The sequence below is a fragment of the Mesorhizobium sp. M0698 genome, from assembly GCF_040320455.1.
GTDB lineage: Bacteria > Pseudomonadota > Alphaproteobacteria > Rhizobiales > Rhizobiaceae > Mesorhizobium.
Genome location: NZ_JAMYPQ010000006.1, coordinates 136,007 through 159,810, shown reverse-complemented (window position 1 = coordinate 159,810; position 23,804 = coordinate 136,007). Strand labels below are relative to the sequence as shown.

The following is a 23,804-nucleotide window of genomic DNA, read 5'->3' as shown; positions in this document are numbered from 1 at the left end:
TGATGCGGCTGGTGGGCAGGGATTTCCGGACGAAAGGGAGGAGGGTTGCCAAAGTCTGGGGCGGATCGACGAGCCACCAGCTTTCGCGGCGAAGCCGGTACGGCAGGGACCAACGGGAGTTCTTTTGCTCTTGCATGCCGCCCTTGTCGCATCCGGTCGGGTGGCAAGCGGGGCGGAGACGAGGAGATTTTCCGAAATTGCGTGCAGTTTTTATGCACGGCTTGCCTCGGCTAGCTGCAGGCGGCATAGATCGAAGATGACCACCGAAAGCTACCGCCCGCGCCGCTCGGTGCTTTACGTCCCGGCTTCGAACGACAAGGCGCTGGCCAAGATCCAATCGCTGGCCTGCGATACCGTCGTCATCGATCTCGAGGACGCCGTCGCCCCGGCCGATAAACTTTCCGCGCGCGAAAAACTGGCGGCGATTTTCGCCGGCCATTCCAACCGGCGCTGCGAGATGGTCGTGCGCATCAACGCGCTGTCGAGCGAGTGGGGCGGCGCCGACCTGCTGGCCGCGGCAAAATGCTCGCCCGACGCCATCCTGCTGCCCAAGGTCGACACGCCGCGCGACATTCTCGAGGCCGGCGACGTGCTCGACGACAATTTTATCGCCGACGAAGTCAAGCTATGGGCGATGATCGAGACGCCCAAGGCGCTGCTCAACATTGGGCCGATTGCCGAGCTCGGCCGCGATCCGGCCTCTCGACTGGTGTGTTTCGCTGCCGGAACGAATGACCTGGTCAAGGACACCGGAATTCTCGCCATGCCCGACCGGCGCTATCTCGTTCCATGGCTGATGCAGATGGTGCTCGCCGCGCGCGCCGGCGGCCTCGACCTGCTCGATGGCGTCTTCAATGATTTTCGCGATATGGACGGGTTTGCGCGCGAGTGCACGGAAGCGGCCGCCATGGGTTTTGACGGCAAGTCGCTGATCCATCCAGCTCAGATCGAAGCCGCGAACCGCGCCTTTGCACCGTCGCCCGAAGCAATAGCCGAGGCGCGCGCGGTCAAGGATGCCTTCGCGTTCGCCGAAAATACCGGTAGGGCGGTAGTTGCGCTGAACGGCAAGATGGTCGAGCGGCTGCATCTGGCGCAGGCCGAAAAACTGCTGGCGAAGGCCGCCGCTGTTCGCGCATGACTAACGTAACTGACGACAGGATTGAAGAATGAAACTCTACCGCTTTCTGTCCGGCCCGGACGATGCCAGCTTCTGCCACAAGGTGACGGCGGCGCTGAACAAGGGCTGGCACCTGTTCGGCTCGCCGACCTATGCCTATGACAAGGAGGCCAAGACCATGCGCTGCGGCCAGGCCGTGGTGAAGGACATCGAGGGCCAGGAATACGGCCCCGACACCAAGCTCAGCGATTGGTAGGTGCTACCGGCTACGGCAGCCTTTCCCAGACGGCTCTGATTTCGTTGAGCCGCGCGTCTGCGAGCCCGTCGACGTCATCGCAGCTGAAATAGAGTATCGATAGCGCTGCAAGGAGGCCGGGATAACCGGAGGCGTAACCCATCTTCGTAAGTATCTCGGGAACCGGCAGTCGCTTGCGTTCGATCAAGGAGATCGCGCATTCTGCAGTCAGAGATGCCACCGGGTGGTCGACTTCGGATAGCCAAAAGTCGACCAGAGCTAGGAGAATGGCGGGCTCGACGGCAGCACTTGCGGGCAGATGGCAAAGCTCGCTAAGTGCTAAGAACGCGGCATTCGGCGAAATCCTCACTGCGGATTCGATCAGTTCCCGGCTCAGTGAAATGTCGTGATACGGCCAATTGCAATCGATCAGATCGGCAAATTCTGCTTCTGTCATCTGAGTGCTATTCAGCCGCTTCCTCGATCCGCTCCATATCGTCGTCCGACAGGCCGAAATGGTGGCCGATCTCGTGGATCAGCACATGGGTGACGATGTCGCCCAGCGTTTCCTCGTTCTCGGCCCAGTAGTCGAGGATGGCGCGGCGATAGAGCGTGATGCGGTTCGGCCCCTCGCCGGTCTGCGGGTTCCAGCGCTCGGCGATGCCGCGCCCCTCGAACAGGCCGAGCAGGTCGAAGGGCGTTTCCAGCGAAAGGTCGTCCATGATCTCGTCGGTCGGGAATTCGGCGATCTGAATGACGATCTCGCCGGTCAACTTGCGAAAGTCCTCCGGCAGATGGGCATAGGCCTCCAGCGCCAGGAGCTCGATTTCCTCCATCGTTGGCGAAAGCTGGTCGTGCCAGATGCGTGTTTGGTAGATGCGAGCCATGCTTTGTCCTTTGATCCCGGCATATAGGCTTTCGGGCCGGACTCGGCAAATGGTCGGGCTGGGGTGACCGTGTCACGCCCCCACTACAGGAATAAATTCCCCATGACTCCGCTTGACTCTTTGGCCGGCCTCTGGAATTCTAGGGAACATAACAGGAACAATTGTGAGTGGAAGCTGACCGTCATGGCGACAAGCGCCGTGGCGCGGGAGACTGTTTTTGCCCTGCGCCGCCAGATCGCGAAGATCGAAGGGACCTTGCCCGAGCGCCTGGAGGCGCCGGCCAGTTCGTCGTTTGACGCGGATGTCTCTCGTCAGAGTCTGACACCCTCTCGGCATCCGACACCCGCTCGGAATCTGACCATTGTCCGGCGCGGCCTCGCCATGGCGCCGCCCGATGCGTTTTTGCGCACCGGCGCCGAGCGCCTCGATGCTGCGCTGAGCGGCGGCCTGCCGAAGGCGGCGGTGAGCGAGTTTCATGGCGCCGCGACCCGCGATGCCGGGGCCGTTGCCGGTTTTGCCTTGTCGCTCGTCAGCCTGATCCTCAGCCAGGGGCCGCGATTGCCGGTGCTGTGGATCGGCACATCCGAGGTTTTCCGCGAGGCCGGCTTTCCCTATGCCAGGGGGCTTCACGCCTTCTTCGGCATCGAGCCGGAGCAATTGCTGTTTTCCGAGGCGCCAAGGCTGCTCGATGCGCTGTGGATCGCCGAGGCGGCTGCCCGGATGACGGCGCTGGCCGCCGTCATCCTCGAAATCCGCGGCAGCCCGCAGCGGCTTGACCTCACCGCGACGCGGCGGCTGCACGCCCGCGCGCAGAGTGCGGGCCGGCCGCTGTTCCTGCTGCGCCAGGCCGGCGAGCCCGAACCGACGGCAGCGCCCGTCCGCCTCATCCTGTCGGCGGCACCGGCGGCAACGCGTAAGACGCTTGCCGGGCCGCTCGCCGGCTCGATCGGCCGACCCGCCTTCACCGTCGCCATCGGCAAGAGCCGCACGGCCTTGCCCGGAAAATTCACACTGGAGTGGAACCCCGATGAACGCATATTCGAAGAAAGACGGGGCGAGCAAGGAAGGTCTCAGGAATGGGCCCCAGAACGGCCAAAGACTCCTATCCCTGTGGTTTCCGCATCTCGCCGCCGAGAGGATCCTGCGGCAGCGTCTGGGGCGGTCCTGGCGTTCCCGGCCGTCGGATCACCTGCCGCTGGTGATCAGTCACCGCGACCGGAACGCCCAGCGCATCGCCGCCCTCGACGAGCGGGCCGAGGCGCTTAATCTGAAGCGCGGCATGGGCATAGCCGACGCACGCGCCATGCATCCCTCGATCGACATCGTGGAGGCCGATCCGGAGGCCGACCGGCGCCTGCTCGAAGGCCTCGCCGACTGGTGCGACCGCTATACCCCGCTGGTGGCGCTTGACGGGACCGACGGCCTCTATCTCGACGTCACCGGCTGCACCCATCTTTTCGGCGGCGAACGCTCGATGCTGGACGATATCCTGTCGCGTTTTTTCCATCAGGGCTTCGATGTCCGCGCCGGGCTTGCCGCCACGCCTGGTGCTGCCTGGGCGGCGGCGCGGTTTGCTGGCGACCGCATCGTGCCCGATGGTGAGGAGGAAGCGCTTCTCGCGCCCTTGCCGCTGGCGGCGCTGCGCATCGACCCGGAGGTACGCGCCAGCCTCGAAAGCGTCGGCCTGCGCACGGCGGGCGCCGTCATGGCGGCACCGCGCGCGCCGCTGGCCCGCCGCTTCGGCGCATCGCTGCTCTTGCGTCTCGACCAGGCGCTTGGCCGCCTCGAGGAGGCCGTGTCGCCGCGCCTGCCGGTGGCACCGCTTTCGGTCGAGCGTCACCTTGCCGAGCCGATCATGCTGACCGAGGACATCGAGCGGCTGACCGGCATGCTGGCGACCACCTTGAAGAGCGACCTCGAGCGTCGCGGCGAGGGCGCAAGGCGGCTGGCGCTGCTGCTTTTCCGCGTCGATGGCGGCGTCAGCCGCATCGCCGTCGGCACCTCGCGGCCTCTGCGCGAGCCGCGGCTGATCCAGAAATTGTTCCACGAAAGGCTTGCCGCGCTCGAACAGGATATCGACGCCGGCTATGGCTTCGATCTCGTGCGCCTTTCGGTGCTGACCGCCGCCGCCTTCGACATGCAGCAGGCCGACCTTGCCGGCGAGACGAGCGACGACGGTGCCGATATCGCGCTTTTTGCCGACCGCATTCGCGCCCGGCTCGGCGAAGGCGCGGTCTTGAAGCCGGTCGCCGTCGAGAGCCATTTGCCGGAGCGCGCCGTCGCCACCCTTCCCTTCACGGAGGCGCCGCAGAGAAGCTCGCCGCCGAAGCAGCCGGACAAGGCGAAGGACGCTCCCTCGACCGTCTTCCAGCCGGAACGGCCGATCCGGCTTTTCCGTTCGCCCGAGCCGATCGAGGTGCCGGCCACCGAAATGCCGGAAGGCCCGCCTTTGAACTTCCGCTGGCGGCGCGCGCTCTATCGGGTCGCGCGCGCCGAAGGGCCGGAGCGCATCGCGCCGGAATGGTGGCGAGGGGCGGCGGGACGAGAAGATGCCCCGACCCGGGATTATTTCCGCATCGAGGATGCCGACGGCCGCCGTTACTGGCTCTATCGCCAGGGCCTTTACAGCGCCTCGCAGCCCTCGCCGCGCTGGTTCATGCATGGGATCTTCGCATGAATGCGCTGACGGCCAACCCCTATGCCGAATTCGGCATCCAGTCGAACTTCTCGTTTCTGCGCGGTGCCTCGAAACCGGAGGAGCTGGTGGTCGCGGCAAAATTCCTGGGGTTTTCGGCGATCGGTCTCGCCGACCGCAACACGGTGGCGGGCGTGGTGCGCGCCTGGCAGCAGGCCAAGGTGGAGGGTGCTTCCTATCATCCCGGCTGCCGCCTGGTTTTTTGCGACGGCACGCCGGACATCCTCGCCTACCCGCAGGATCGCAAGGGCTGGGGGCATCTCTGCCGCATGCTGACGCAGGCCAATCTGCGTGACGAGAACGAAAAAGGGGCGACGCTCCTCAAACAGAGCGATCTTCTCGAATGGGGCGATCTCCTGTCGCTCGCCATACTGCCGGATGTGTCGGCGGACGCGGAAACCAGCCTCGCACTCCTTAGCCGGCTCACGGATCGTTTCGGTGAAAACCTGCGGCTTGCGGTTTCGCCGGATTGCCGCGGCAACGACCGCTTCCGTATCGAGCAGGCGGCGGCGATGGCGGAGCTGGCCGGCATCCCGTTGATGGCGACCAACGATGTTCTCTACCATACGTCGGAACGGCGCCCGCTGCAGGACGTGCTGACGGCGATCCGCCTCAATGTGCCCGTCGCCGAGGTGGGGCTGGAGCTGGCGGCCAATGCCGAGCGTCACTTAAAGCCGCCGCTGGAGATGGCACGGCTTTTCCGCAGGCATCCGCAAGCGCTGGCGGAAACGCTGCGTTTTGCCGGCGAGCTGACCTTCTCGCTCAGTGACCTGCAATACAACTATCCCGACGAGCCGACGGAATCGGGTCTTGGGCCGCAGGCCGAACTGGAAAGGCTGGCCAAGGAGGGAGCCGCCATCCGCTACCCCTCGGGCGTGCCCGCTTTTGTGACGCAGCGCATCGAGGAGGAGCTCGCTCTGATCGAGCGCCTGAACTACGCGCGCTATTTCCTGACTGTCCACGACATCGTCAAATTCGCCCGCAGCCAGAACATTCTCTGCCAGGGGCGCGGCTCTGCCGCCAACTCGATCATCTGCTTCTGCATTGGCATCACCGAAGTCGGCCCGGACAAGATCGAAACGCTTTTCGAACGCTTCATTTCCGAGGAAAGAAACGAGCCGCCCGACATCGACGTCGATTTCGAGCATGAAAAGCGCGAGGAGGTCATCCAGTACATCTATTCCAAATACAGCACCAAGCGCACCGCGCTGGCCGCCGCCGTCGTCAGCTACCGGGGCCGCTCGGCGATGCGCGAAGTGGCCAAGGCGATGGGCCTGTCGGACGACGTCCGGGGCGCGCTGTCCAGTTCGATCTGGGGCTGGTCGACCTCGGAGCTCGGCGAAAAGGAGACAAAGGCCGGCGGCCTCGATCAGACCGATCCATCGACAAGGCATGTGATCGAATGCGCCAACGAGATCATGGGCTTTCCTCGTCATTTGTCGCAGCATGTCGGCGGTTTCGTCATCACCCGGGACCGGCTCGACGAGATCGTGCCCATCGTCAAGACGGCGATGGACGAGCGCAAGATGGTCGAGTGGGACAAGGACGATCTCGACGCGGTGAAAATCCTTAAAGTGGACGTGCTGGCGCTCGGCATGCTGACCTGTCTGCAGCGCGCTTTCACCCTGCTCCAGGATCATTATCCGCAGGCGCGGGACGAGTACGGCCTGCCCTATGTGCTGGCCACTCTGCCTGCCGAGGACAAGCATGTCTACGACATGATCTGCCGTGCCGACACGATCGGCGTCTTCCAGATCGAATCGCGCGCGCAGATGTCGATGCTGCCGCGGCTGCGGCCGAAAAGCTTTTACGACCTCGTCATCGAGGTGGCGATCGTGCGGCCCGGCCCGATCCAAGGCGACATGGTCCACCCTTATCTGCGCCGCCGGCAAGGCAAGGAAAAACCCGAATATCCCAAGCCGGAACTGGAAAAAATACTCGGCAGGACGCTGGGCGTGCCGCTGTTCCAGGAGCAGGCGATGAAGATCGCCATCGTTGCTGGCGGCTTCAGGCCGGGCGAGGCCGATGAACTGCGCCGCGCCATGGCGACATTCAAGCGCACCGGCACGATCGGCAATTACCGCAAGAGAATGGTCGACGGCATGGTCGCCAAGGGCTACGAAAAAGACTTCGCCGAGCGCTGCTTCAAGCAGATCGAGGGTTTTGGCGAATACGGCTTTCCCGAGAGCCACGCCGCCTCCTTCGCCCTGCTGGTCTATGCCTCCTGCTGGTTCAAGACCTTCTATCCCGACGTGTTCTGCGCCGCGATCCTGAATTCCCAGCCGATGGGGTTTTACCAGCCGGCCCAGCTTGTCCGCGACGCGCATGACCACGGCGTCGAGATCCGCGAGGTCGACGTCAATTTTTCCGGCTGGGATTGCGCCTTGGAGAAATCGCCTTTCGATCCGGATCGTATCCTTGACCGCCATGCCCAGATGCGCGGCGTCATCCGGACCAGCCATGCCGTCCGGCTCGGCTTTCGCCAGGTCAAGGGCCTGTCGAAGGAGCGCATGGAAGCGTTTGTGTCGAGGCGCGGCGCCGGCTATGCATCCGTACGCGACGTCTGGCTGCGCTCGGGCCTCAACGTCGACGAGATCGAAAAACTGGCGCAGGCCGACGCTTTCCGGTCGCTTGGATTGAACCGTCGCGACGCTCTATGGGCGGTCCGCGCGCTCGACGGCAAGAGTGCCGCCGAAAAGCTGCCGCTGTTCGACCAGCCGGCGATCCGCTTGCGCGATCTGGAGCCTGCAACCAGGCTCCCGACAATGCCGCTCGGCGAGCACGTCGTCCACGACTACCGCTCGCTTGGCCTGTCGCTGAAGGCGCACCCGGTCGCCTTCCTGCGTCAAAGGCTGGATCGTTCCGGCGTCACGCCCAATGTGCGGCTCGGCCAGGTGCGGGACGGCCGGCGCGTTTCGGTCGCCGGCCTCGTGCTGGTGCGGCAGCGGCCGGGCAATGGCAAGGCGATTTTCCTGACGCTGGAAGACGAGAATGCGGTCGCCAACATTATTTTCTGGGAAAGGACTTTTGACCGCTTCCGCCCCATCGTCATGGGCGCGCGTCTCATCCGCGTCACCGGCAAGTTGCAATCGGAATCGGACGTCATCCATATCGTCGCCGAGAAGGTCGAGGATCTGACGCCGTGGCTGTCGGTGCTGCTTGAGCAGGCAAGGCCTGCGGACAGACTGTCGAGCAGTGCAGACGAGGCTCAGCCTGGCAGCATCGCGCAAACGGAACTACTGGGAAAGGCAGAGAAGGTCATGCCCAAAGGGCGCAATTTTCAATAGAGGCGCGAAAGATCGCGACGGAGCGGCTCTGAACCGCAGCACTCAGGGCGTTCCACCCAGGCGCGGCGGCGGTGGCATGGCATCATCTATGGTGATGACACGCGCTTCCGATGGCAGCATGATCGGAATGCCGTCCCGCACCGGATAGGCAAGCTTTGCCACCCGCGAGATAAGCTCGCCGCGCTCCGGATCCCAGGCAAGCGGCCCCTTGGTCAGCGGGCAGGCCAAGAGTTCCAGCAGCTTGGGGTCGACAGTCCTGTTCCCGTCACGTCCATCCGCCATTTGGTTTGTCCTTATCTGGGCAAATCGGGTTAAGGTTTCGAGCGCGAACTTCCTTCTCCCCTTGTGGGAGAAGGTGGCCGAGCGAAGCTCGGTCGGATGAGGGGTGTTCCAGCTTGGCACCGACGGCACTCCGTCCAGTACCCCTCAACCGTCTCGGCGCTGCGCGCCGATCCACCTTCTCCCACAAGGGGAGAAGGCAAGAACCTACTGCAAACTCGAACCGAAATCCTCATTGTCGCGCGCCAGCGCCATTTCGGTGATGGCGATCAGGGTCTCGGCGCGTGTCTTCAGATCGGCCGCTTCGAGCAGCGCCTGTTTCTCGGCCGGCCCGTAGGGCGCCATCATCGACAGTGCGTTGACCAGCATGGCGTTTTCGGCGCGGCTGACGCTTTCCCAGTCGGCCTCCAGATCGTTAGCCTGCAGATAGGCGCGAAACGCTTTGAGCAGCGCCGGCCGGTCGATCTCGGCGTCTGCCTGCTCCTCGTCGAGATCGGCGAGAAAGGGTGCCAACCGGCACTGCCGGAACGGTGTTTTGACCGTGAGCTCCTGGACAATACGGAACCGGCACACGCCCTGCAGCGAAATCAGGTAACGGCCGTCGCCGCTCTCGGACAGCGCAATGATGCGCCCGGCGCAGCCGACATTGCAGAGCTCCGGCTCGCCGTCGGGACGCAGCGCACCGTCAAGGCTGGGCTGGATCATGCCGATCAGCCGCGGCCCGGCGATCGCCTCGTCGACCATCTGCAGATAGCGCGGCTCGAAGATGTTGAGCGGCATGCGGCCTCCCGGCAGCAGCAATGCGCCCTCAAGCGGAAAGATCGGCATGGTCGACGGTAAGTCCGCAGCGAGCCGGTAATGCGCGTTTCCCGCCTGCACCTCAATCCTCCGATCGCTTTGTCAGGAAGCGCACCAAATCCGTCTCCTCCCGGCCGGCACAAGGCGCAACACCGGAAACCTGAAATCGAACGCCGTCCGAAAACCTAATCTGGCGCAGCCGCGGCCCACCGCAAGCCCGCGCGACAAAACAGTCTGCGCCGGCTCAGGAAAACAGCAGCGACGACAGTTTGCGCCGTGCCGACAGCGTTGCTTCGTCGGTCATGCCCCATGCCTCGAAGAGCTGCAGCAACTGGGTTCTGGCGCCGTCGTCGTTCCACGAGCGGTCGGCCTTGATGATCGCCAGCAGATTGTCGGCCGCCGCCATGCGATCACCCTTCGCGTTCTGGATCATGGCAAGCTCGAACCGTGCCTGGTGATCCCCGGGATTTTCGGCCAGCCGCCGTTCCAGTTCCGCCGGATTGCCGAGCACTGCTGCTTGCGCGGCGAGCGCCATCTTGGCCCGCAGCGCGGCGAGCTGGGCCGCATCCTTCTTTGCTTCCGGCGCCCGCGCCAGCACCGCCTCGGCACCTTCGGCATCGCCGGCCTCGAACAGCAGATCGCCCAAGCCAGCGATCGCCTCGATCGTCTCCGGCGCCTGTTCCAGGATGGCATCGTAAATGTCGGCCGCCGTCTGCACGTCCCCGGCGTCGCGCGCTTCGGCGGCCGCGGCCAGCGCCTCGGCAACTTGCGGCGCACCGCCGTTCTTGCCGCCGACCTTCTGGATGAATTGCGTGATCTGGCTCTCGGGAATGGCGCCCATGAAGCCGTCGACCGGCTGGCCGTCCTTGAAGGCAATGACCGCCGGTATCGACTGGATGCCAAGCTGGCCGGCGATCGATGGATGGTCGTCGATATTCATCTTGACCAGCTTGACCTTGCCACCGGCGGCTTTCACCGCCTTCTCCAGCAGCGGCGTCAATTGCTTGCAAGGGCCGCACCACGGCGCCCAGAAATCGACCAGCACCGGCTGGTGACGCGATTCCTGGATCACGTCGGCGGCAAATCCAGCGGTCGTTGTGTCCTTGATGACGTCGGCCGGCGCCTCCGCAAGCGCGACCTTCTCACGCGCGGCATCGGTGCCGCCATATTGCACGGTGGTGGCATACCGGCCGCCATTGCTGCCAAATGGGCCGCCAAAGGGGTTGCTATCACTCATCTCGTCGCCTTTCGGTCGCGCCGCCGGCCAAGGGACGGGCGCAACATCCTTCTTTAGAACCCGGTTTCAGTCACCCATGTGGCGATCATGCCGAGACTTTCAAGATAACAGCATCATGTCCGGTTGCCTCGACGAATTTGACCAGGTCCGCGGCAGCGATGGAAGTCGTCGCTTCGTTGGTCAGCGGGTGGGCATTGACCACCGCATGGCTCATCAGCTCCTCGTCCAACACGACCTTGATCCTTCGCTCAGTGTCGTTGATCAGCCCGAACACCGTGACCGCGCCCGGGACGACGCCGAGAAGCTCCATCAGCATCTCCGGCCGGCCGAAAGACACGCGCCCGGCAGCGCCGATCAGATGGTGGATATGCTTGAGATCGACCACCGCCTCCTCGCCGACGCTGACCAGGAAGAAATTGTCCTTCTTGTCCTTGAGGAACAGGTTCTTGGTGTGGCCGCCGGGAATCTCGCCGCGCAGCGCCTGCGAATCGGCGACCGTGAACAGCGGCGGATGCCGCCGCGTCGATACCTCGATCCCGAGTCCGGCAAGAAAGGCGAAAAGTTCGGCTTCGGTCTTCGGCATCGGTCTTTCTTCTGATGGCCCGCTTTCAACGGCTTGTTCGGCTAACGCCGTTTACGGCCAATGATGCGGCCAAGACAAGCCCGTCGCGCAACGCGGGGGCGATTGCCTTGCGACGTCTCGCAGGAGGCTTGTTCGCATTGCCGACGAAGCAAAAAGCCTGCGAATTCCCTGTTGCAATCGCCGCGCTCTTCAGCCATATAGGCGCGGCTTGCGGCCCAAAAGCCGCGCGAGCGGGTGTAGCTCAGGGGTAGAGCACAACCTTGCCAAGGTTGGGGTCGAGCGTTCGAATCGCTTCACCCGCTCCAGTTTCCTTGAGGGGAACCAAGCGATTAAGAGGCGCCTTTCGGGGCGCCTTTTGCTTACGTGGCGAAAAGAGTGTCCCTGCCATGGGCGATGCGCGGAAAGCCGCACTGTGACCAGCAGGTGTCGCAGCTTTTCTATTCCGTTGTGCTAGCTTTTTTTCTGCGCCGAATAGTGTGCGACTGCGCGACGGCCATTTTCAACTCGGGCGTGATCTCCAACGGTGCATTCTCTGCCCCATGTTGGTTCTGTAGCCCCTGGACCTGGACGGTTGGAAATGGGAGTTCGATTCCCTGCTCCTTGAAGACCTGGCGGAGGCGTACATAGAATTTGCGTTTCATACCGAAGGCGCCTCCCGGCTTGGTTGTGGCCTTGACCCTCAATACGATGCCGTATTCGCCGAACTCCTGTACGCCCTGCATCTTGATCGGGTCGAGCACCCAGTGTTTGAACTCGGGATCTTCCGCCAGTTCGAGGCCGATCCGCTTGATCAGCTTGCGAGCGAAGTCGATATCAGTGTCATAACCAACGGTGATGTTGAATTTGTCGATAACCCAGTCACGGCTCTGGTTCTGGACTGCCCCGAGTTCACCGAAAGGTATCGTGAACAGCGGACCACGATGGTGGCGCAGCTTCACCGAGCGCAGCGAAAAGCTTTCCACAGTACCCTTGTAATTGCCCGATGAAATGTATTCGCCAACACGGAACGCATCATCGAGCAGAAAAAACACGCCTGAAATGACGTCCTTGACAATGGTTTGTGCCCCAAAGCCCACGGCGACGCCGACGACGCCAGCGCCGGCGATCAATGGGCCGATCTGGATACCCAGCGAGGCGAGCATCATAAGCACCGCCATCACGATGATCGATGCGAGCAGAATATTCTGGAGGATCGGCAAGAGCGTGTGCAGCCGCGCCTGCTGCGGATCGAGGATCGGGACGTCCTCGTCGCTGATCACAGGGTGCGGTGTTTCGATGCCCAGCTTTCGTTCGATCAAAGCTTTGATGATCGACCAGCCGAAGTCGGCGGCGAGGGCAATGACCACGACATTGATCAAGCCGCGCAATATGAACGTCGTCGTCGTATCGCTGTCCCGCATGGATTGCATGTCCAGACCCCAGACACGTGCGAGAAGGTAAGCCGCCGCCAGGATGAAAATCATTCGGATTCCGCGATCGATGACAGCGATCGTCACCGCCGGGATCGTGGGCCGGCCGACATCTTCCGAACCTGGCCGCAGAACGAAATTAACCCCGCGCTGCGTCACCACGATTGCCAAAGGCAGGAAGAATGCGGCGAAGGTGAACCAGAAGTATGTATAAAGGCCGGCGATACGCTGCAGGAACAGGACGACGAAATAAGCAGTCAATAGCCATGTCGCTTCCGTGTGACCGATGTGGCGCGCACCGTCTCGCTGCGTTCTTGGCCGACGCCAAATGGCGAGCAGCAGGAGCAACAGCAGCACGAAATCGGCGCCCAGTGACAGGACCATCATTCCGTCCTGATCGATGCCGAGACCTGGCAAGAGGATAAACGCGGCGCCGAAGAAGGCGAAGACGCCGACGATCCGGGGTAGCCAATAGGACCAATGGTCAGCCGCTTCGTTGGTGATCGGCAAAGCACGAACCTCGACGGCGTTCTCGACGTTCATGAAGGAAGGGACGAGCATCGCCATGACGTACATGCGCACACCCCATGTAACGACTGCCGCCATCAGAAATGTCAGTACAATCTCGCGGATAAGCATCGGCCAGTCGAACAACATGAACGCGCCGGCGCTGCCCAGTGCGAAAGAGACTATCAGCATGCTGGAATAAAGCAGGCGGCCACCAATCTTCTTGGCTCGCCCAACGGGCGTATCCTTCGGTTGCGCGATAATCCAAAGACGAAATGGACGGGTGAGCTTGAACGTTGCCCAAGTGAGTGCCAGGCCGGCAGCGATGAACATTGCAATCAGCACAAATACGCCGGCAGGCCCCTTGCTGGACATATCCTCCATCGTCTCTGCCCGAACGCGCGCGAACTGGCCTGGCAGCAAGGGCAAAGTTCGCACGATTCTTTCGATATGATGCCTGATTCCATCGAGCGTCGAGGATGCCATCGTATTCATCTGGCCTGGTGCGGCCACGGCGCCGGACGATGCGTCGGTCGGCGAAGCCCCTCTCTCGGCGGGCGCTCCCGTTGACCCGGCGTCCTGATTTCGCTGTTCGGCCACCCAGGCCTTCACTGACGGATCGTCGAGAAGCTCGAACAACTGTTTGACCCTTTCAGGCGGGACGGTCGCCGGCGCCTGCGCCTGCGCCTGACCAGCCAACAAAAGGGCGATCCCAAAGACGAGCGGCCTGGCAATCAGGGCAAACATCGCAGTCAGGTCTCCGAGACGCCGTGCCGGGCGCGCCAGGTTCCTGGCTCCCAATCGTCGAGTCATGAGTGGCATCGTGCTGTTAACCTTCCGGTCAGATCGGCGAGCAACGACATCTATGTCCGTTGTTGCCCTACCTTGAAGAAACCGATGTTGCGGTGCAAGACGTCATCGTTCCGAGCCAGACCGTTGCGCCGGGTACTTGGCGGTGTTTATTTAGCCGCGGGGGCAGGGCATTCCGACCTCGGCCCAGGCCTCCGGCCAGTTCTATGAACTGGGCATCGACGTTAAATCTCAGGAACTGATTTCCTGAGTTGACCAGGACAGACCTTTGGCGGTCGCTCGGTGGTCAACTGCTTCGCGCACCGCTGCGGACATTCGAAACCATGATGTTGCTTGAGATGCAATGCGCTTCCGGGTCGGCACTGCCATGCGGCAAATCAGGCCGGGAGCCGCCACATTCGCACACGACCTGTACCACGCAATTCCGTTTCCTCGAGCGGGTCGCAAGCAAAATTTGGTCCAAGCAGTTGATGAGTTGCATCCGAAATACGGATTTCATCGGGCTCCGCGGACGTTTGGATACGTGCGGCGAGATTAACGGTGTCGCCCCATAGGTCATAGGCAAACCGCCTTTTGCCTATGACGCCCGCCACGATTGGTCCTGAGTGAATTCCAATTCTGAGTCTTATCGGTTCTCCTGCGAAGCGTTCGAGCTTAACCGCCTTCCGCAGTTCAAGCGCATAGTGCGCAAGGGCTTCCGCATGATCGGATCGCGCGGCGGGCAGGCCAGCGACCACCATCACACAATCGCCGATTGTCTTGATCTTTTCGCAGCCGTATCGCTCCGAGAGCAGATCCGCCGCTTTGAAGAAGTAATTTAAAATAGCGAGCGTCGTCACGGCTCCGACGTTCCGCGCTCTTTCCGTAAAACCGACGATGTCGGCAAAAAGCACACTCACCTCTGCGTAGTTGTCTGCAATTTCTTCGTGCGCTTTTAGCCGCTCCGCGATAGACGCCGGAAGAATGTTGAGGAGCAGGGCTTCGGCGCGCTGGTATTCACGCGACAATCCCTCTTGGCTCGCCCTCAACGCCTCGTTCATCGATTGTAATTTCTCGTTGAGTTGACGCTCCCTCTCTTGCAGGAGCGTCATTTCATAAGCCTTCTGTTGAAGCCGCTGCCTATTGTCGCGTTCGGCATTGGCGTCAAGAAAGAGCAGCCACACGCAGGCATTGTCAGCAAAAAGATGGAGGTCCGCGACACGCCCGCTGGGAAGTTCGACCATGGCCATATCATATGGAAGCTCCGGGCAGGGCAACAAACCTTCCATGAATTCAAGCTGCTCGGCAACAGGCTTACCTATGCGAACTGACGAGAGTCCGTAATGTTTAACGTTACCGCCCTTCGCAGCTATGCAAAGCTGGGCGTCGATTTTCAGATATGCGACCGAGCGCTCGTTGTAGAAGAAATCGTAAATCCAGCTTTTAACTTCTCTTGGCAAGACGTGCATGGTTTATTTGCTGACCATCGAAGCAAGTTGACGAAACGCATCATCAACATGCTCACCCGAAAGCGCACTTGTTAGATAGACTTGCCATCCAAGTTGCCTCAGTTCGTCAATTTCACTATCCGATATTGCCCACCGATCGGCCAGATCGGATTTGTTGAACAGCAATACAAACGGCATAGCGCCGAATTCAGCCTCGGCCCGCTCGCGCAACGTGAGCGCCACGGCAAGAGTAGCAGCGCGTGTTCCATCGACGACAAGCACGAGCCCACTCGCACCTCGCACATAGCTGACGCGGAATGAGCCGATATCGTCTTCGCCGGCCAAATCCCACAAAATCAGATCCACGGTTTTGTCCGGGAATGCGACGCTCTTCTTGTCGATTTTCACTCCCACCGTGGTCAAGTAGGTTTCTGAAAAGATGCTTTGCACAAACCTGCGAACCAGACTGGTCTTTCCGACAGCGAACCCGCCCAACATGCAGATCTTCTTTTGCAATATCCTGGGCTCCGCCTAGTGGAAGTTTACCGTAACCGAAACTCTGCGGTTGGCGGAGTTCCCGGTTCGGCTATTTTCAATCTCCGCTGGCTCAAAGGTGCCCGCGCCGCGAACCAAGAGCAACTCCGGATCGACGCCGCGCTTCTTGAGAAGCGCACGAACTGTTTCCGCGCGCGCGGCGCTGATCGACAACTTGGCCGTTTCACGGCCCGTCTCGTCCGAATGGCCGGTCAACATGAACTGTGCTGTTACGCCTGCCTTGCGGGCGGCCTTGGCCAATTCCTTCAACTGATTCGCCAATTTGTCGAGAACCGGCAGTTGCTCTGGTCCCGGTACAGCCTTGCCAGAATCGAACAAAATGTCGACCGCTTGAATAGCCTCCCTCAAATGAGTGAGTTGCGGAGGGGTCAACTCACGCAGCTCGGAGATTTCTAGAGAGAGTCCGTCCGCGGACAGCTGTTGGGCGGCGACCCGCGCCCGATCTATCCAGGCGGCAGGAGCTTCACCCTGGGCAACGATGCGATCCTTGATGATCGAAAGCCGTACTGAATCCGGCGGAGTCAGCGACGCCATCAGCCGCTTCACCACGAACTTCGGATCAAGGCTTTGATAGAATTGCCACTGTGAATGAACGCGAGCAGGATCGACCCCTGTTCCGGACAGCAGAGCCTTCGGGTCGGCGGCCTGCGGGTCTCTCAGGCCGGAAATATAGAAATGTCCGCCCCTCGCCGTTTGTTGGGCGACGATGATTCCCGCTTGGGCCTCCAGTCGCGACACATAAGTCTGCCAGTGCTCCGCCGCGCGTGCTTCGGGGCTCACATCACGAACCTTGGAGATGTCGAATTCCGGTCCGCCTGCCGAAAGCTGTCGGGCCGCTGCGCGTGCGAGATCTATCCAGGTGTCGGGAGCCTCACCCTCGGCAACGATGCGATCATTGACGATCGAAAGCCGAACCGATTTCGGCGGGGTCAGCGACACCACCAGCCGCTTCAGGACGAACTTCGGATCAAGGCTCTGATAGAATTGCCACTGTGAATGAACGCGAGCAGGATCGACCCCTGTTCCGGACAGCAGAGCCTTCGGGTCGGCGGCCTCCGGGTCTCTCAGGCCGGAAATATAGAAATGTCCGCCCCTCGCCGTTTGTTGGGCGACGATGATTCCCGGTTGGGCCTCCAGTCGCGACACATAGGCCTGCCAGCGCTCCGCCGCGCGTGCTTCGGGGCTCACATCACGAACCCTGGAGATATCGAATTCCGGTCCGCCTGCCGAAAGTTGTTGGGCCGCTGCGCGCGCCCGATCTATCCAGGTGTCGGGAGCCTCACCCTCGGCAACGATGCGATCATTGACGATCGAAAGTCGTACTGAATCCGGCGGAACCAGCGACGCCGTTAGCCGCTTCAACACGAACTCCGGATCAAGACTCTGATAGAATTGCCACTGCGAATGAACGCGGGCGGGATCGACCTGCGTTCCGGCCAACAGAGCCTGCGGGTCGGCGGCAAGCGGGTCTCTCAGGCCGGCAATATAGAATTGGCCATCGCGCACCTTTTGTTCGGCAACGATGATGCCCGGCTGGGTCCCCAGTCGCGACACATAGGCCTGCCAGCGCTGCCCGGATTGCCAGGAAAGAAAGAACCAACCGCCTGCCGGAATCAAAACCAGCAGGACTGCAGCGACTACCAGCCACGGAAATCCCTGGTTTGATTCCTCCTGCTTCAGTTCAACACAGGTCTGCAACTGCGTCTCTACGCCGGCCAACTGCGAACTGTCGCCGTCAAACTGCTCTAGAGCCTGTGAGCATTCATCATGGACGCGAAGCAATACATCGCGAATCATTTCATGTAACTCCTCCGGCGGATTTCCCCGGATCACCGCAACCAAGGTCGCAAACGGTCCAACTTCCGACCAGAGACGAAGCTCCCCGAAACGAATGGTGTCCAGGCCGCTCTGTTCTTTCTCGTTAAATGAGTCTTTTACAAAATCTTGAATTGCACTAAGCATAGAAGAAATGAGTTGAGGATCTTCGCTAGTTGCATTATCGGCAGTTACATGCGCTATCAAAAGCCCGGAATTGCGATTGATTAGAAAGACGTGTTCTACACGATAGACAAGAGAATGCTTAAGCACAACTTCTGAGAAGCTTGCACCTGTTCTCCAAGCTTCAAATCTCCACTTGAGCCCATGCCAGGTAAATATATGTCTTAAAGTTTCATTCAGCGATTGAAAGGTCTGGTCGATCTTTTCGCCGATCGACTTGCGAATAGCCGGCAGAAACACCGGGTACAATATATCCGTCAGCGTACGTGGGCTCTTCTGGATGGACCGTTGCACGGCCCTCTCGACAGCTGGCGCAAGGGCCTCTCCGAGTTGCGCATGAGGCGCACGTGCGGCTGCACTGGGGAGAACGCTCCCCAGTGCAGCCGCAAGCTGCTCGGGTTCGTCGAGCAGGTGCGTAACTCGTGAAAGCTCCGAAATTTCGCGGCCGACCAGCAACTGGCGCAGCGTTTCCATACGAGGATCGGCGGCTGGAACTCCTTCGAGACGCGCACGATAGTCCGGATCAACGTTCCGGGCAATTTCGATCAAAAGGCGAGCCAGAGCCTCGCGATCAATCTCTGTATCGTTCGAAGCTGCTCTTTGAGGGAGGCTGATTGGGTCGACAGTCGACGTCAAGTTCCGATCAACTCACTTTCCAGGTACGCTCCGAGTTGTTCTTGCTGCCGACGGGATCCTGATTTAGACATTTTGCAACCTCGACAAACAGGCCAGCCAAAAGATTTCGGTCGGTCTTGACATTGCCAAGATCGGAAAACATTTTCTCCATCAGCATCTGAATGCTTTCATTCTTTTGCTTGATTTCCTCACGCAGCAAATGATCGTTTCGATTTATCCGGTCCGCAACTTCCCGCTCAAGCTCGCTCAACTGATCCGACAACGCGCGCACCTGCTTTTCGAGCGCCTGATTTTGCTCGCGAAGATTCCGGTCAATCTCCTTATCGGCGTCGGCTCGCGCGTCTTTTTCGTTCCGCAATTGCGCCGCAAGCGAGTCGACCTGCTTCTTTGCATTTGACTCGTACATTTCAAGATTGCGCTTGGCCTCGGATTCGACATCCTTGAAGCGCTGCAAGACCCGTTCTTCAAGCTTGGAAAAGCGGCGGTCATAGTCCTGCATCTGGTTGCCGAACAGCAGATCACGTATCTTGTCGACACCTACAGCGTCGCCGGGGGCCCCGCTCTCGCGAGCCTGGCCCGCCATGAAGGTCAGCCCGCTTCCGTCTGCATTACTTATCAGATTTGCGTCCGCTTTATTTGCTGAAGAAGCGGTATTCGAAGATTCCTTGGCCATCTTTATGCCCCCTTCTTTGAACAATTGCCACAGTGCATCACTCAGAAACCAGCAAGCATGCCAGCAAAATACCCGGCTCGCAAGCCGGAATCTTCTTGACGTAAGCCAATTCGTGCCTCCCTTTTACATCTCTTGGACTAGCAGCAAATGCACGAGTTCCGATTGATGTCGCTCTCGCATCTCTTTGTGATAGCAGCCATAACCGGCTAATCTAATCGATCATTGGACGCAATCTACTATCGAAATGAGTAATACAATGTCAGGCTATAGCTACTGGAGCGCAATTAAGTAGCGCAGACTCATTAGAAGTGTCTAAAGTAGCTGATCTGGCGGTGCACGTACCGTCTCGCACCCGACTGTATACTGCGACGATCAGCTTCCGATGCGGGCCCAACGGTAGAAGGAAGGTCTTCTTTCGCACGGAGAATGGCTGTTCGAGAATGCACCTCGGAATCGAGGCGTTTCGGTCGATAGGAGGGGAGCGACAGTCCCAATAACTGCAGTCATTCACACCAAAGCTTCAGTGGGCGGCATTTGTTGCGCCCCCAATTGCAAAAGACGTCAGGTTGCCATAGCTATTGCACTCATACGGTGCCCGGGACCGCCGCCTGTGGTCATGGCGCCGACTCCGGGGATCGACATGAGTATGCGGCATGCTTGGCTTTGACGTGCATCTGCGACAGCTGGCGCCCAAGCTCGGCGGCACGGATGCGAATGCTGCGCCAGGCTTCCAACTTCGGTAGCACGACAGGAGCAAGCTCGCTCTGCAGCCAAATGGCGGCGTCGCGGCGGCTCGGAAGAGTTCGCAGGAGACTGTTTGGACGCAGCGTCCCTGAGGACCGTTTCCTTTGGCAGGAAATCGCCGGCTATGTTTCGGGACTCTTGTTCTACCTTCGAACCAACGCGCGGGTTACACGGCGTGGCGCATAATCCCTTGGTTTCAATCGTGGTTCCTGCGCACAACGCGGAGGTAACGCTGGCGCGCGCACTCGATTGCCTTCTCGATCAGGAAATAGTGGATTGGGAGGCGATCATCGTCGACGACGCCTCCACGGACCGCACCCCCGCGATCATCGCCGGTTATGTGGAGCACGATGCCCGGTTTCGGACGTTGAGCTCTTGCGCGTATAGCGCCGCCGGCGCGCGCAATATCGGGATGTCGACAGCGCGCGGCCACTGGCTCATGTTTCTGGATGCGGACGATTGGGTTGATGCCAGCTTCCTTGCGAAAATGCTGGCCGCACTTGAAGCCGCGCCCGATGCGGTCGCCGCCTATTGCGGTTCCCGGCGCGTGATGCCCGATGGCGAACTCACCCAGTCGAGCATCGCGACGGAGGTTGCGATCCAGCCCTTCGAAACATTCGCGCGCCGGTGCGCGATCCGCACTCACGCGCTGCTCGTCGACCGGAAGACAATTGCCGAGTTGGGCGGCTTCGATGTGTCGCTGCGCACTTGCGAGGACTGGGATCTGTGGCAGCGCCTCGCACGTCTAGGCAAAAATTGGGTGATGCTCGACGAGCCGCTCGCTTTTTATCGGGTCAGCCCCAACTCGCTCAGCCGCAATTCGACGCAGATGCTGGCAGATGCGGAAATCGTGATCGCCCGCGGCTTTTCCGCCGATCCCAGGGTCAAAAACCCGGCATCGGCTCACGCCAATGGAGCGATCGAGGCGAACGGCCGCACCGCTTCAGAAGCACTCGCGTGGTTCGCGTTGTGGAACGCCGCATCGGATTGCGGCTGCGGCTCGCGCTCGATCAACCCGCAGTCCCTGCGCGCGCTCCCGGCAGGACGTAAGTGGGCGCGTGAGATCGCCAAGGTGGCCGTCGATGGCCTTATGGTAGGAAGCCTGTCGGTGCCAGCGCAATTGGCTGCCAGGTGGGACAGGTTCGGCGGCTCCCTCACCGAGTTGATCATCGAACTCGGCAAGGTCTGGAATAATCCCGACGCGGCTCGCCGCGTGCAGTATCATTTTGAGCAAATGCTGCTCGATGTCGACGATCTTGCCGCGCCGCGCAGGCTGGCGCGGACACTTGGAATTCGTGTCGACGCGCGAAATCCGGCCTCGATCGAAGTGCCGGAAGGAATCGATCAAATCTATGCCCATCTGATGATGGATGGTCAGATCGAGGCTCTCGTGCAGTTCGGCGTACTCGGGAGAGTGACAAGGCGTCATTGGATTGAATTGATCCTGAATTTCGTGCCCCCTGAGCGGCCTATGCACACAGCCGCGCGACTTGCAAGGCGATCGCCTGTAGATGCACCGCAAAAGGGCGCCGGTGCCGACAAGTCAAACATGTTTGCAGCCGAGGCATTGTTGTCCATTGCGGGACGCCGGTCTGATCGGGACAGCCATTTCGGCAAACTCGCGGGATTGGCCGCGGAAGCGCAGGCGCTGGTTCGGTCGAGCGCCGAAACTAAAGAGCCTTTTACAGCGCCGCGCCGTGCACGGGCCGCGGATGGGCGCGACAATGATCGCACATCTTTCTGGAATCGCCATTTCGCGACCGAGGATCCCTGGAACTACGGTTCGCCCTATGAGCAGGAAAAATATGAGCGGCAGCTCGAAATTCTGCCTGCCGGTCCCATCGGACGGGCGCTTGAGCTGGCCTGCGCGGAGGGCCACTTCACGCGGCAGCTGGCGCCGCGCGTGGGCCATTTGACCGCAACTGACATCTCCGCCGTAGCCGTCGGACGGGCGCGCGCGCGATGCAGCGATCAGCCGAATGTTGAGTTCGGCGTACTGGATTTCTCTGCGGACACGCTGCCGGGCGAAATGGATCTGATCGTGTGTTCGGAAGTGCTCTACTACCTGGACGATCTCACCGAGTTGCGGCGCATCGCCAAAAAACTCATTGAGGCGTTGGCGCCTGGCGGCAGTTTCATCAGCGCACACGCATTTGTGCTACGAGACAATGTTGGAAGGACGGGCTTCGACTGGAACACATTCGGTGCACAAGCGATCTCAGAGACCCTGGCAGCGACCCACGGCCTCGTACTCGAGCAATCGATCCAGACCGAGCTCTACCGCATAGACCGCTTCCGCCGCTTGTCACCAGGCGACGTGGCGACGGAACCGATGGTAGATCATGTGCCAATCCGCGCACCCGTTGAAATCGGGGTCGCGCGAAATATCGTCTGGGGCGGGGCGCGGGCCTTGCGCCGCGACGTGGCACGTAGCGAGCGGCGGCAGCGTATCCCCGTCCTCATGTATCACAGCGTCGCCGATGATGGTCCGGCCGCGCTCGCCCGTTTTCGGCTCGCGCCCGCCGCATTCGCCAGCCAAATGGCATGGCTGCGCGCCAATGGCTTTCACGCGATTAGCTCCGAGCAGCTGGAATGGTTCATCGTCAACCGTCAGCCTTTCGTTGGCCGCCCAGTGCTCATCACCTTCGATGACGGCTTCCAGAACTTTGCCGACCATGCCTGGCCGGCCTTGCGCACGAACGACCTGACCGCGGAAGTGTTCCTGGTGACGGACTTGGTGGGTGAAAGTGCACAATGGGACGCCTACAGCGGCCCGCCGACGCAGCTTATGGACGCTGGGACGGTGCGACGCCTCGCCGGCGAAGGTGCGTTCTTCGGAAGCCATCTGGCGACGCATCGCGCGATCGATGGTCTGTCGAGCTCTGATTTGGCCGCCGAGCTCCTGCGCTCTCGTATGTTCATCGAACGATGGACCGGTCGGCCAACCACGGCGTTCGCGGCACCCTTCTCTGTCACCGACCGACGGCTTGGCAGGCTGGCCAAGGAGTGCGGCTATCGAATCGGCTTCGGCGGCAGACACGGGCCGGCGGACCTTGATTGCGATCCCATCGACCTTCCGCGCATCGAGATTCGCGGAGATCACTTGCTCGATGACTTTGTTGGCAAAGTCGAGGCCGTGCTCGCATGAACGGTGAACTTGCCAGTATCTAGATTTGTAACAAATTGGTTCCGCTTTTTATTCGGTGTCCCGCCCGCTTACCTCGTTCGCAAGTCTATTGGGCGACTTGGGATACGGCTGACATCAGCTCCTGCGGGCTTGGCGCCCCAAACATGTATCGCCCACCCTCGGGAACCTCCGTGAAGCTCCAGCGGACGATCCCCTGCCGGTCCAGCAGGAACTGACCGACCAATTGTCCGTGTCCCGTTGCTAGCATCTGCTCGTCGGCTTCGGTCAGCTCGTAATGGTCCCTCTTGTTGAGGATTTCGCTGGCCGCAAGAGGATCCATAGGACCGGGCAACTCGCCTGGTAGGTCGACCCGCATATCCTTTGCCGCTGCCATCGAGACCTTGTACGGCCAGTTCGTCTCGTTTTGGGTGAATTCGAGATTGGGCAGTCCAAAAGCACGATGTGAAGCGCGTTCAGGATCGGAGGCCGCAAGCAGATTCGGCATCGGATGGTAGCGGAAATAGAGACGCGCCCGTTCGATCGGCGTGTTGACCACCGTCAGGCTCTCCACGCCCTTTTCGCGCAGCTCCGGATCAAGCCGCGCCTGGGCGGCGATATGGCGCCGGCAAAACGCGCAATGCAGACCTCGAAACAGGCCGACCAGCACCGGTTTTTGGCCGCGAAAATCGTCAAGCGCGATCTTGCCTTCCTGGGTAATGGCGTCGAGTACCACGTTTGGCGCACGGTCGCCCGGTTGAAGCGGCACCAAGTCACTACGCGCGGACATTTCCAACCTCCAA

18 protein-coding genes, 1 tRNA gene and 1 pseudogene are annotated in these 23,804 nt (G+C 60.9%); 7 read left to right on the top strand and 13 right to left on the bottom strand.

Annotated features, from left to right (window positions below; genetic code table 11):
- The first annotated feature begins 256 nt into the window (after positions 1-256).
- Positions 257-1,138 carry an HpcH/HpaI aldolase/citrate lyase family protein gene (locus NKI16_RS15670; RefSeq protein WP_352697023.1) on the top strand — a complete coding sequence of 294 codons (882 nt, stop codon included), beginning with the start codon at positions 257-259 and terminating at the stop codon, positions 1,136-1,138.
- Positions 1,139-1,166: 28 nt separating this feature from the next.
- Positions 1,167-1,373, top strand: a complete 207-nt coding sequence (locus NKI16_RS15665) for a DUF1737 domain-containing protein (RefSeq protein WP_352458330.1) — start codon at positions 1,167-1,169, stop codon at positions 1,371-1,373.
- A 10-nt stretch (positions 1,374-1,383) separates the two neighbouring features.
- On the opposite strand, the gene NKI16_RS15660 is transcribed toward NKI16_RS15665, so the two are convergent.
- Positions 1,384-1,809, bottom strand: a complete 426-nt coding sequence (locus NKI16_RS15660) for a hypothetical protein (RefSeq protein ID WP_352782305.1) — start codon at positions 1,807-1,809, stop codon at positions 1,384-1,386.
- Positions 1,810-1,816: 7 nt separating this feature from the next.
- The gene (locus NKI16_RS15655) at positions 1,817-2,239 is read right to left on the bottom strand and encodes a metallopeptidase family protein (protein WP_352594348.1); all 423 of its coding nucleotides are present in this window, start codon (positions 2,237-2,239) and stop codon (positions 1,817-1,819) included.
- Between the two features lie 183 nt (positions 2,240-2,422).
- Here NKI16_RS15655 and NKI16_RS15650 point away from each other — a divergent pair, with 183 nt between their 5' ends.
- From NKI16_RS15650 to NKI16_RS15640, 3 genes are read left to right on the top strand one after another with little or no spacing between them, the layout of a single operon-like run.
- Entirely contained in the window at positions 2,423-3,505 is a 1,083-nt protein-coding gene (locus NKI16_RS15650) for an ImuA family protein (RefSeq protein ID WP_352923207.1), read from the top strand.
- Positions 3,438-4,916 (top strand): DUF6504 family protein, encoded by a 1,479-nt coding sequence (locus tag NKI16_RS15645; RefSeq protein ID WP_352636475.1) that lies wholly within the window; start codon positions 3,438-3,440, stop codon positions 4,914-4,916. The genes NKI16_RS15650 and NKI16_RS15645 overlap by 68 nt, the downstream gene beginning before the upstream one ends.
- The gene (locus tag NKI16_RS15640) at positions 4,913-8,221 is read left to right on the top strand and encodes an error-prone DNA polymerase (RefSeq protein ID WP_352923204.1); all 3,309 of its coding nucleotides are present in this window, start codon (positions 4,913-4,915) and stop codon (positions 8,219-8,221) included. The genes NKI16_RS15645 and NKI16_RS15640 overlap by 4 nt, the downstream gene beginning before the upstream one ends.
- A 42-nt stretch (positions 8,222-8,263) precedes the next feature.
- Here the strand turns inward: NKI16_RS15640 and NKI16_RS15635 are convergent, their stop codons facing one another.
- The 4 genes from NKI16_RS15635 to NKI16_RS15620 all read right to left on the bottom strand — a co-directional run bounded on the left by NKI16_RS15635 (position 8,264) and on the right by NKI16_RS15620 (position 11,118).
- Positions 8,264-8,503: a Trm112 family protein gene (locus NKI16_RS15635; RefSeq protein ID WP_023675986.1), complete on the bottom strand. Its 240-nt coding sequence runs from the start codon at positions 8,501-8,503 to the stop codon at positions 8,264-8,266.
- Positions 8,504-8,707: 204 nt separating this feature from the next.
- A complete protein-coding gene (locus NKI16_RS15630) occupies positions 8,708-9,379 on the bottom strand; it encodes an LON peptidase substrate-binding domain-containing protein (protein WP_023675985.1) in 672 nt (223 codons plus the stop codon).
- A 163-nt stretch (positions 9,380-9,542) separates the two neighbouring features.
- A complete protein-coding gene (trxA, locus tag NKI16_RS15625) occupies positions 9,543-10,535 on the bottom strand; it encodes a thioredoxin (RefSeq protein WP_352782304.1) in 993 nt (330 codons plus the stop codon).
- 85 nt (positions 10,536-10,620) lie between these two features.
- Positions 10,621-11,118 (bottom strand): prolyl-tRNA synthetase associated domain-containing protein, encoded by a 498-nt coding sequence (locus NKI16_RS15620; RefSeq protein WP_352577320.1) that lies wholly within the window; start codon positions 11,116-11,118, stop codon positions 10,621-10,623.
- A gap of 230 nt (positions 11,119-11,348) precedes the next feature.
- On the opposite strand from NKI16_RS15620, the gene NKI16_RS15615 reads away from it, so the two are divergent.
- Positions 11,349-11,423, top strand: a tRNA-Gly gene (locus NKI16_RS15615).
- 132 nt (positions 11,424-11,555) lie between these two features.
- Here NKI16_RS15615 and NKI16_RS15610 read toward each other — a convergent pair.
- From NKI16_RS15610 to NKI16_RS15585, 6 genes and pseudogenes are all read right to left on the bottom strand, one after another.
- Positions 11,556-13,781, bottom strand: coding sequence for a mechanosensitive ion channel family protein (locus tag NKI16_RS15610; RefSeq protein WP_023675982.1), 2,226 nt, complete (start codon positions 13,779-13,781; stop codon positions 11,556-11,558).
- Between the two features lie 440 nt (positions 13,782-14,221).
- Entirely contained in the window at positions 14,222-15,292 is a 1,071-nt protein-coding gene (locus NKI16_RS15605; RefSeq protein WP_023675981.1) for an adenylate/guanylate cyclase domain-containing protein, read from the bottom strand.
- A 3-nt stretch (positions 15,293-15,295) separates the two neighbouring features.
- Positions 15,296-15,787 (bottom strand): Rab family GTPase, encoded by a 492-nt coding sequence (locus NKI16_RS15600; protein WP_245274668.1) that lies wholly within the window; start codon positions 15,785-15,787, stop codon positions 15,296-15,298.
- A 15-nt stretch (positions 15,788-15,802) separates the two neighbouring features.
- The gene (locus tag NKI16_RS15595) at positions 15,803-18,373 is read right to left on the bottom strand and encodes an OmpA family protein (protein ID WP_352782303.1); all 2,571 of its coding nucleotides are present in this window, start codon (positions 18,371-18,373) and stop codon (positions 15,803-15,805) included.
- Between the two features lie 94 nt (positions 18,374-18,467).
- Positions 18,468-19,133, bottom strand: a complete 666-nt coding sequence (locus tag NKI16_RS15590; RefSeq protein ID WP_031211579.1) for a DUF3450 domain-containing protein — start codon at positions 19,131-19,133, stop codon at positions 18,468-18,470.
- 612 nt (positions 19,134-19,745) lie between these two features.
- Positions 19,746-19,891 (bottom strand): annotated as a pseudogene (locus tag NKI16_RS15585) (IS110 family transposase); the annotation flags it as partial.
- Positions 19,892-20,052: 161 nt separating this feature from the next.
- Between NKI16_RS15585 and NKI16_RS15580 the strand changes: the two are divergent.
- Positions 20,053-23,025: a trifunctional glycosyltransferase/class I SAM-dependent methyltransferase/polysaccharide deacetylase gene (locus tag NKI16_RS15580; protein WP_352782302.1), complete on the top strand. Its 2,973-nt coding sequence runs from the start codon at positions 20,053-20,055 to the stop codon at positions 23,023-23,025.
- Between the two features lie 85 nt (positions 23,026-23,110).
- Here the strand turns inward: NKI16_RS15580 and NKI16_RS15575 are convergent, their stop codons facing one another.
- On the bottom strand, positions 23,111-23,791 hold the full coding sequence (locus NKI16_RS15575) for a redoxin domain-containing protein (protein WP_352577329.1): 681 nt from the start codon (positions 23,789-23,791) through the stop codon (positions 23,111-23,113).
- Positions 23,792-23,804 lie beyond the last annotated feature (13 nt).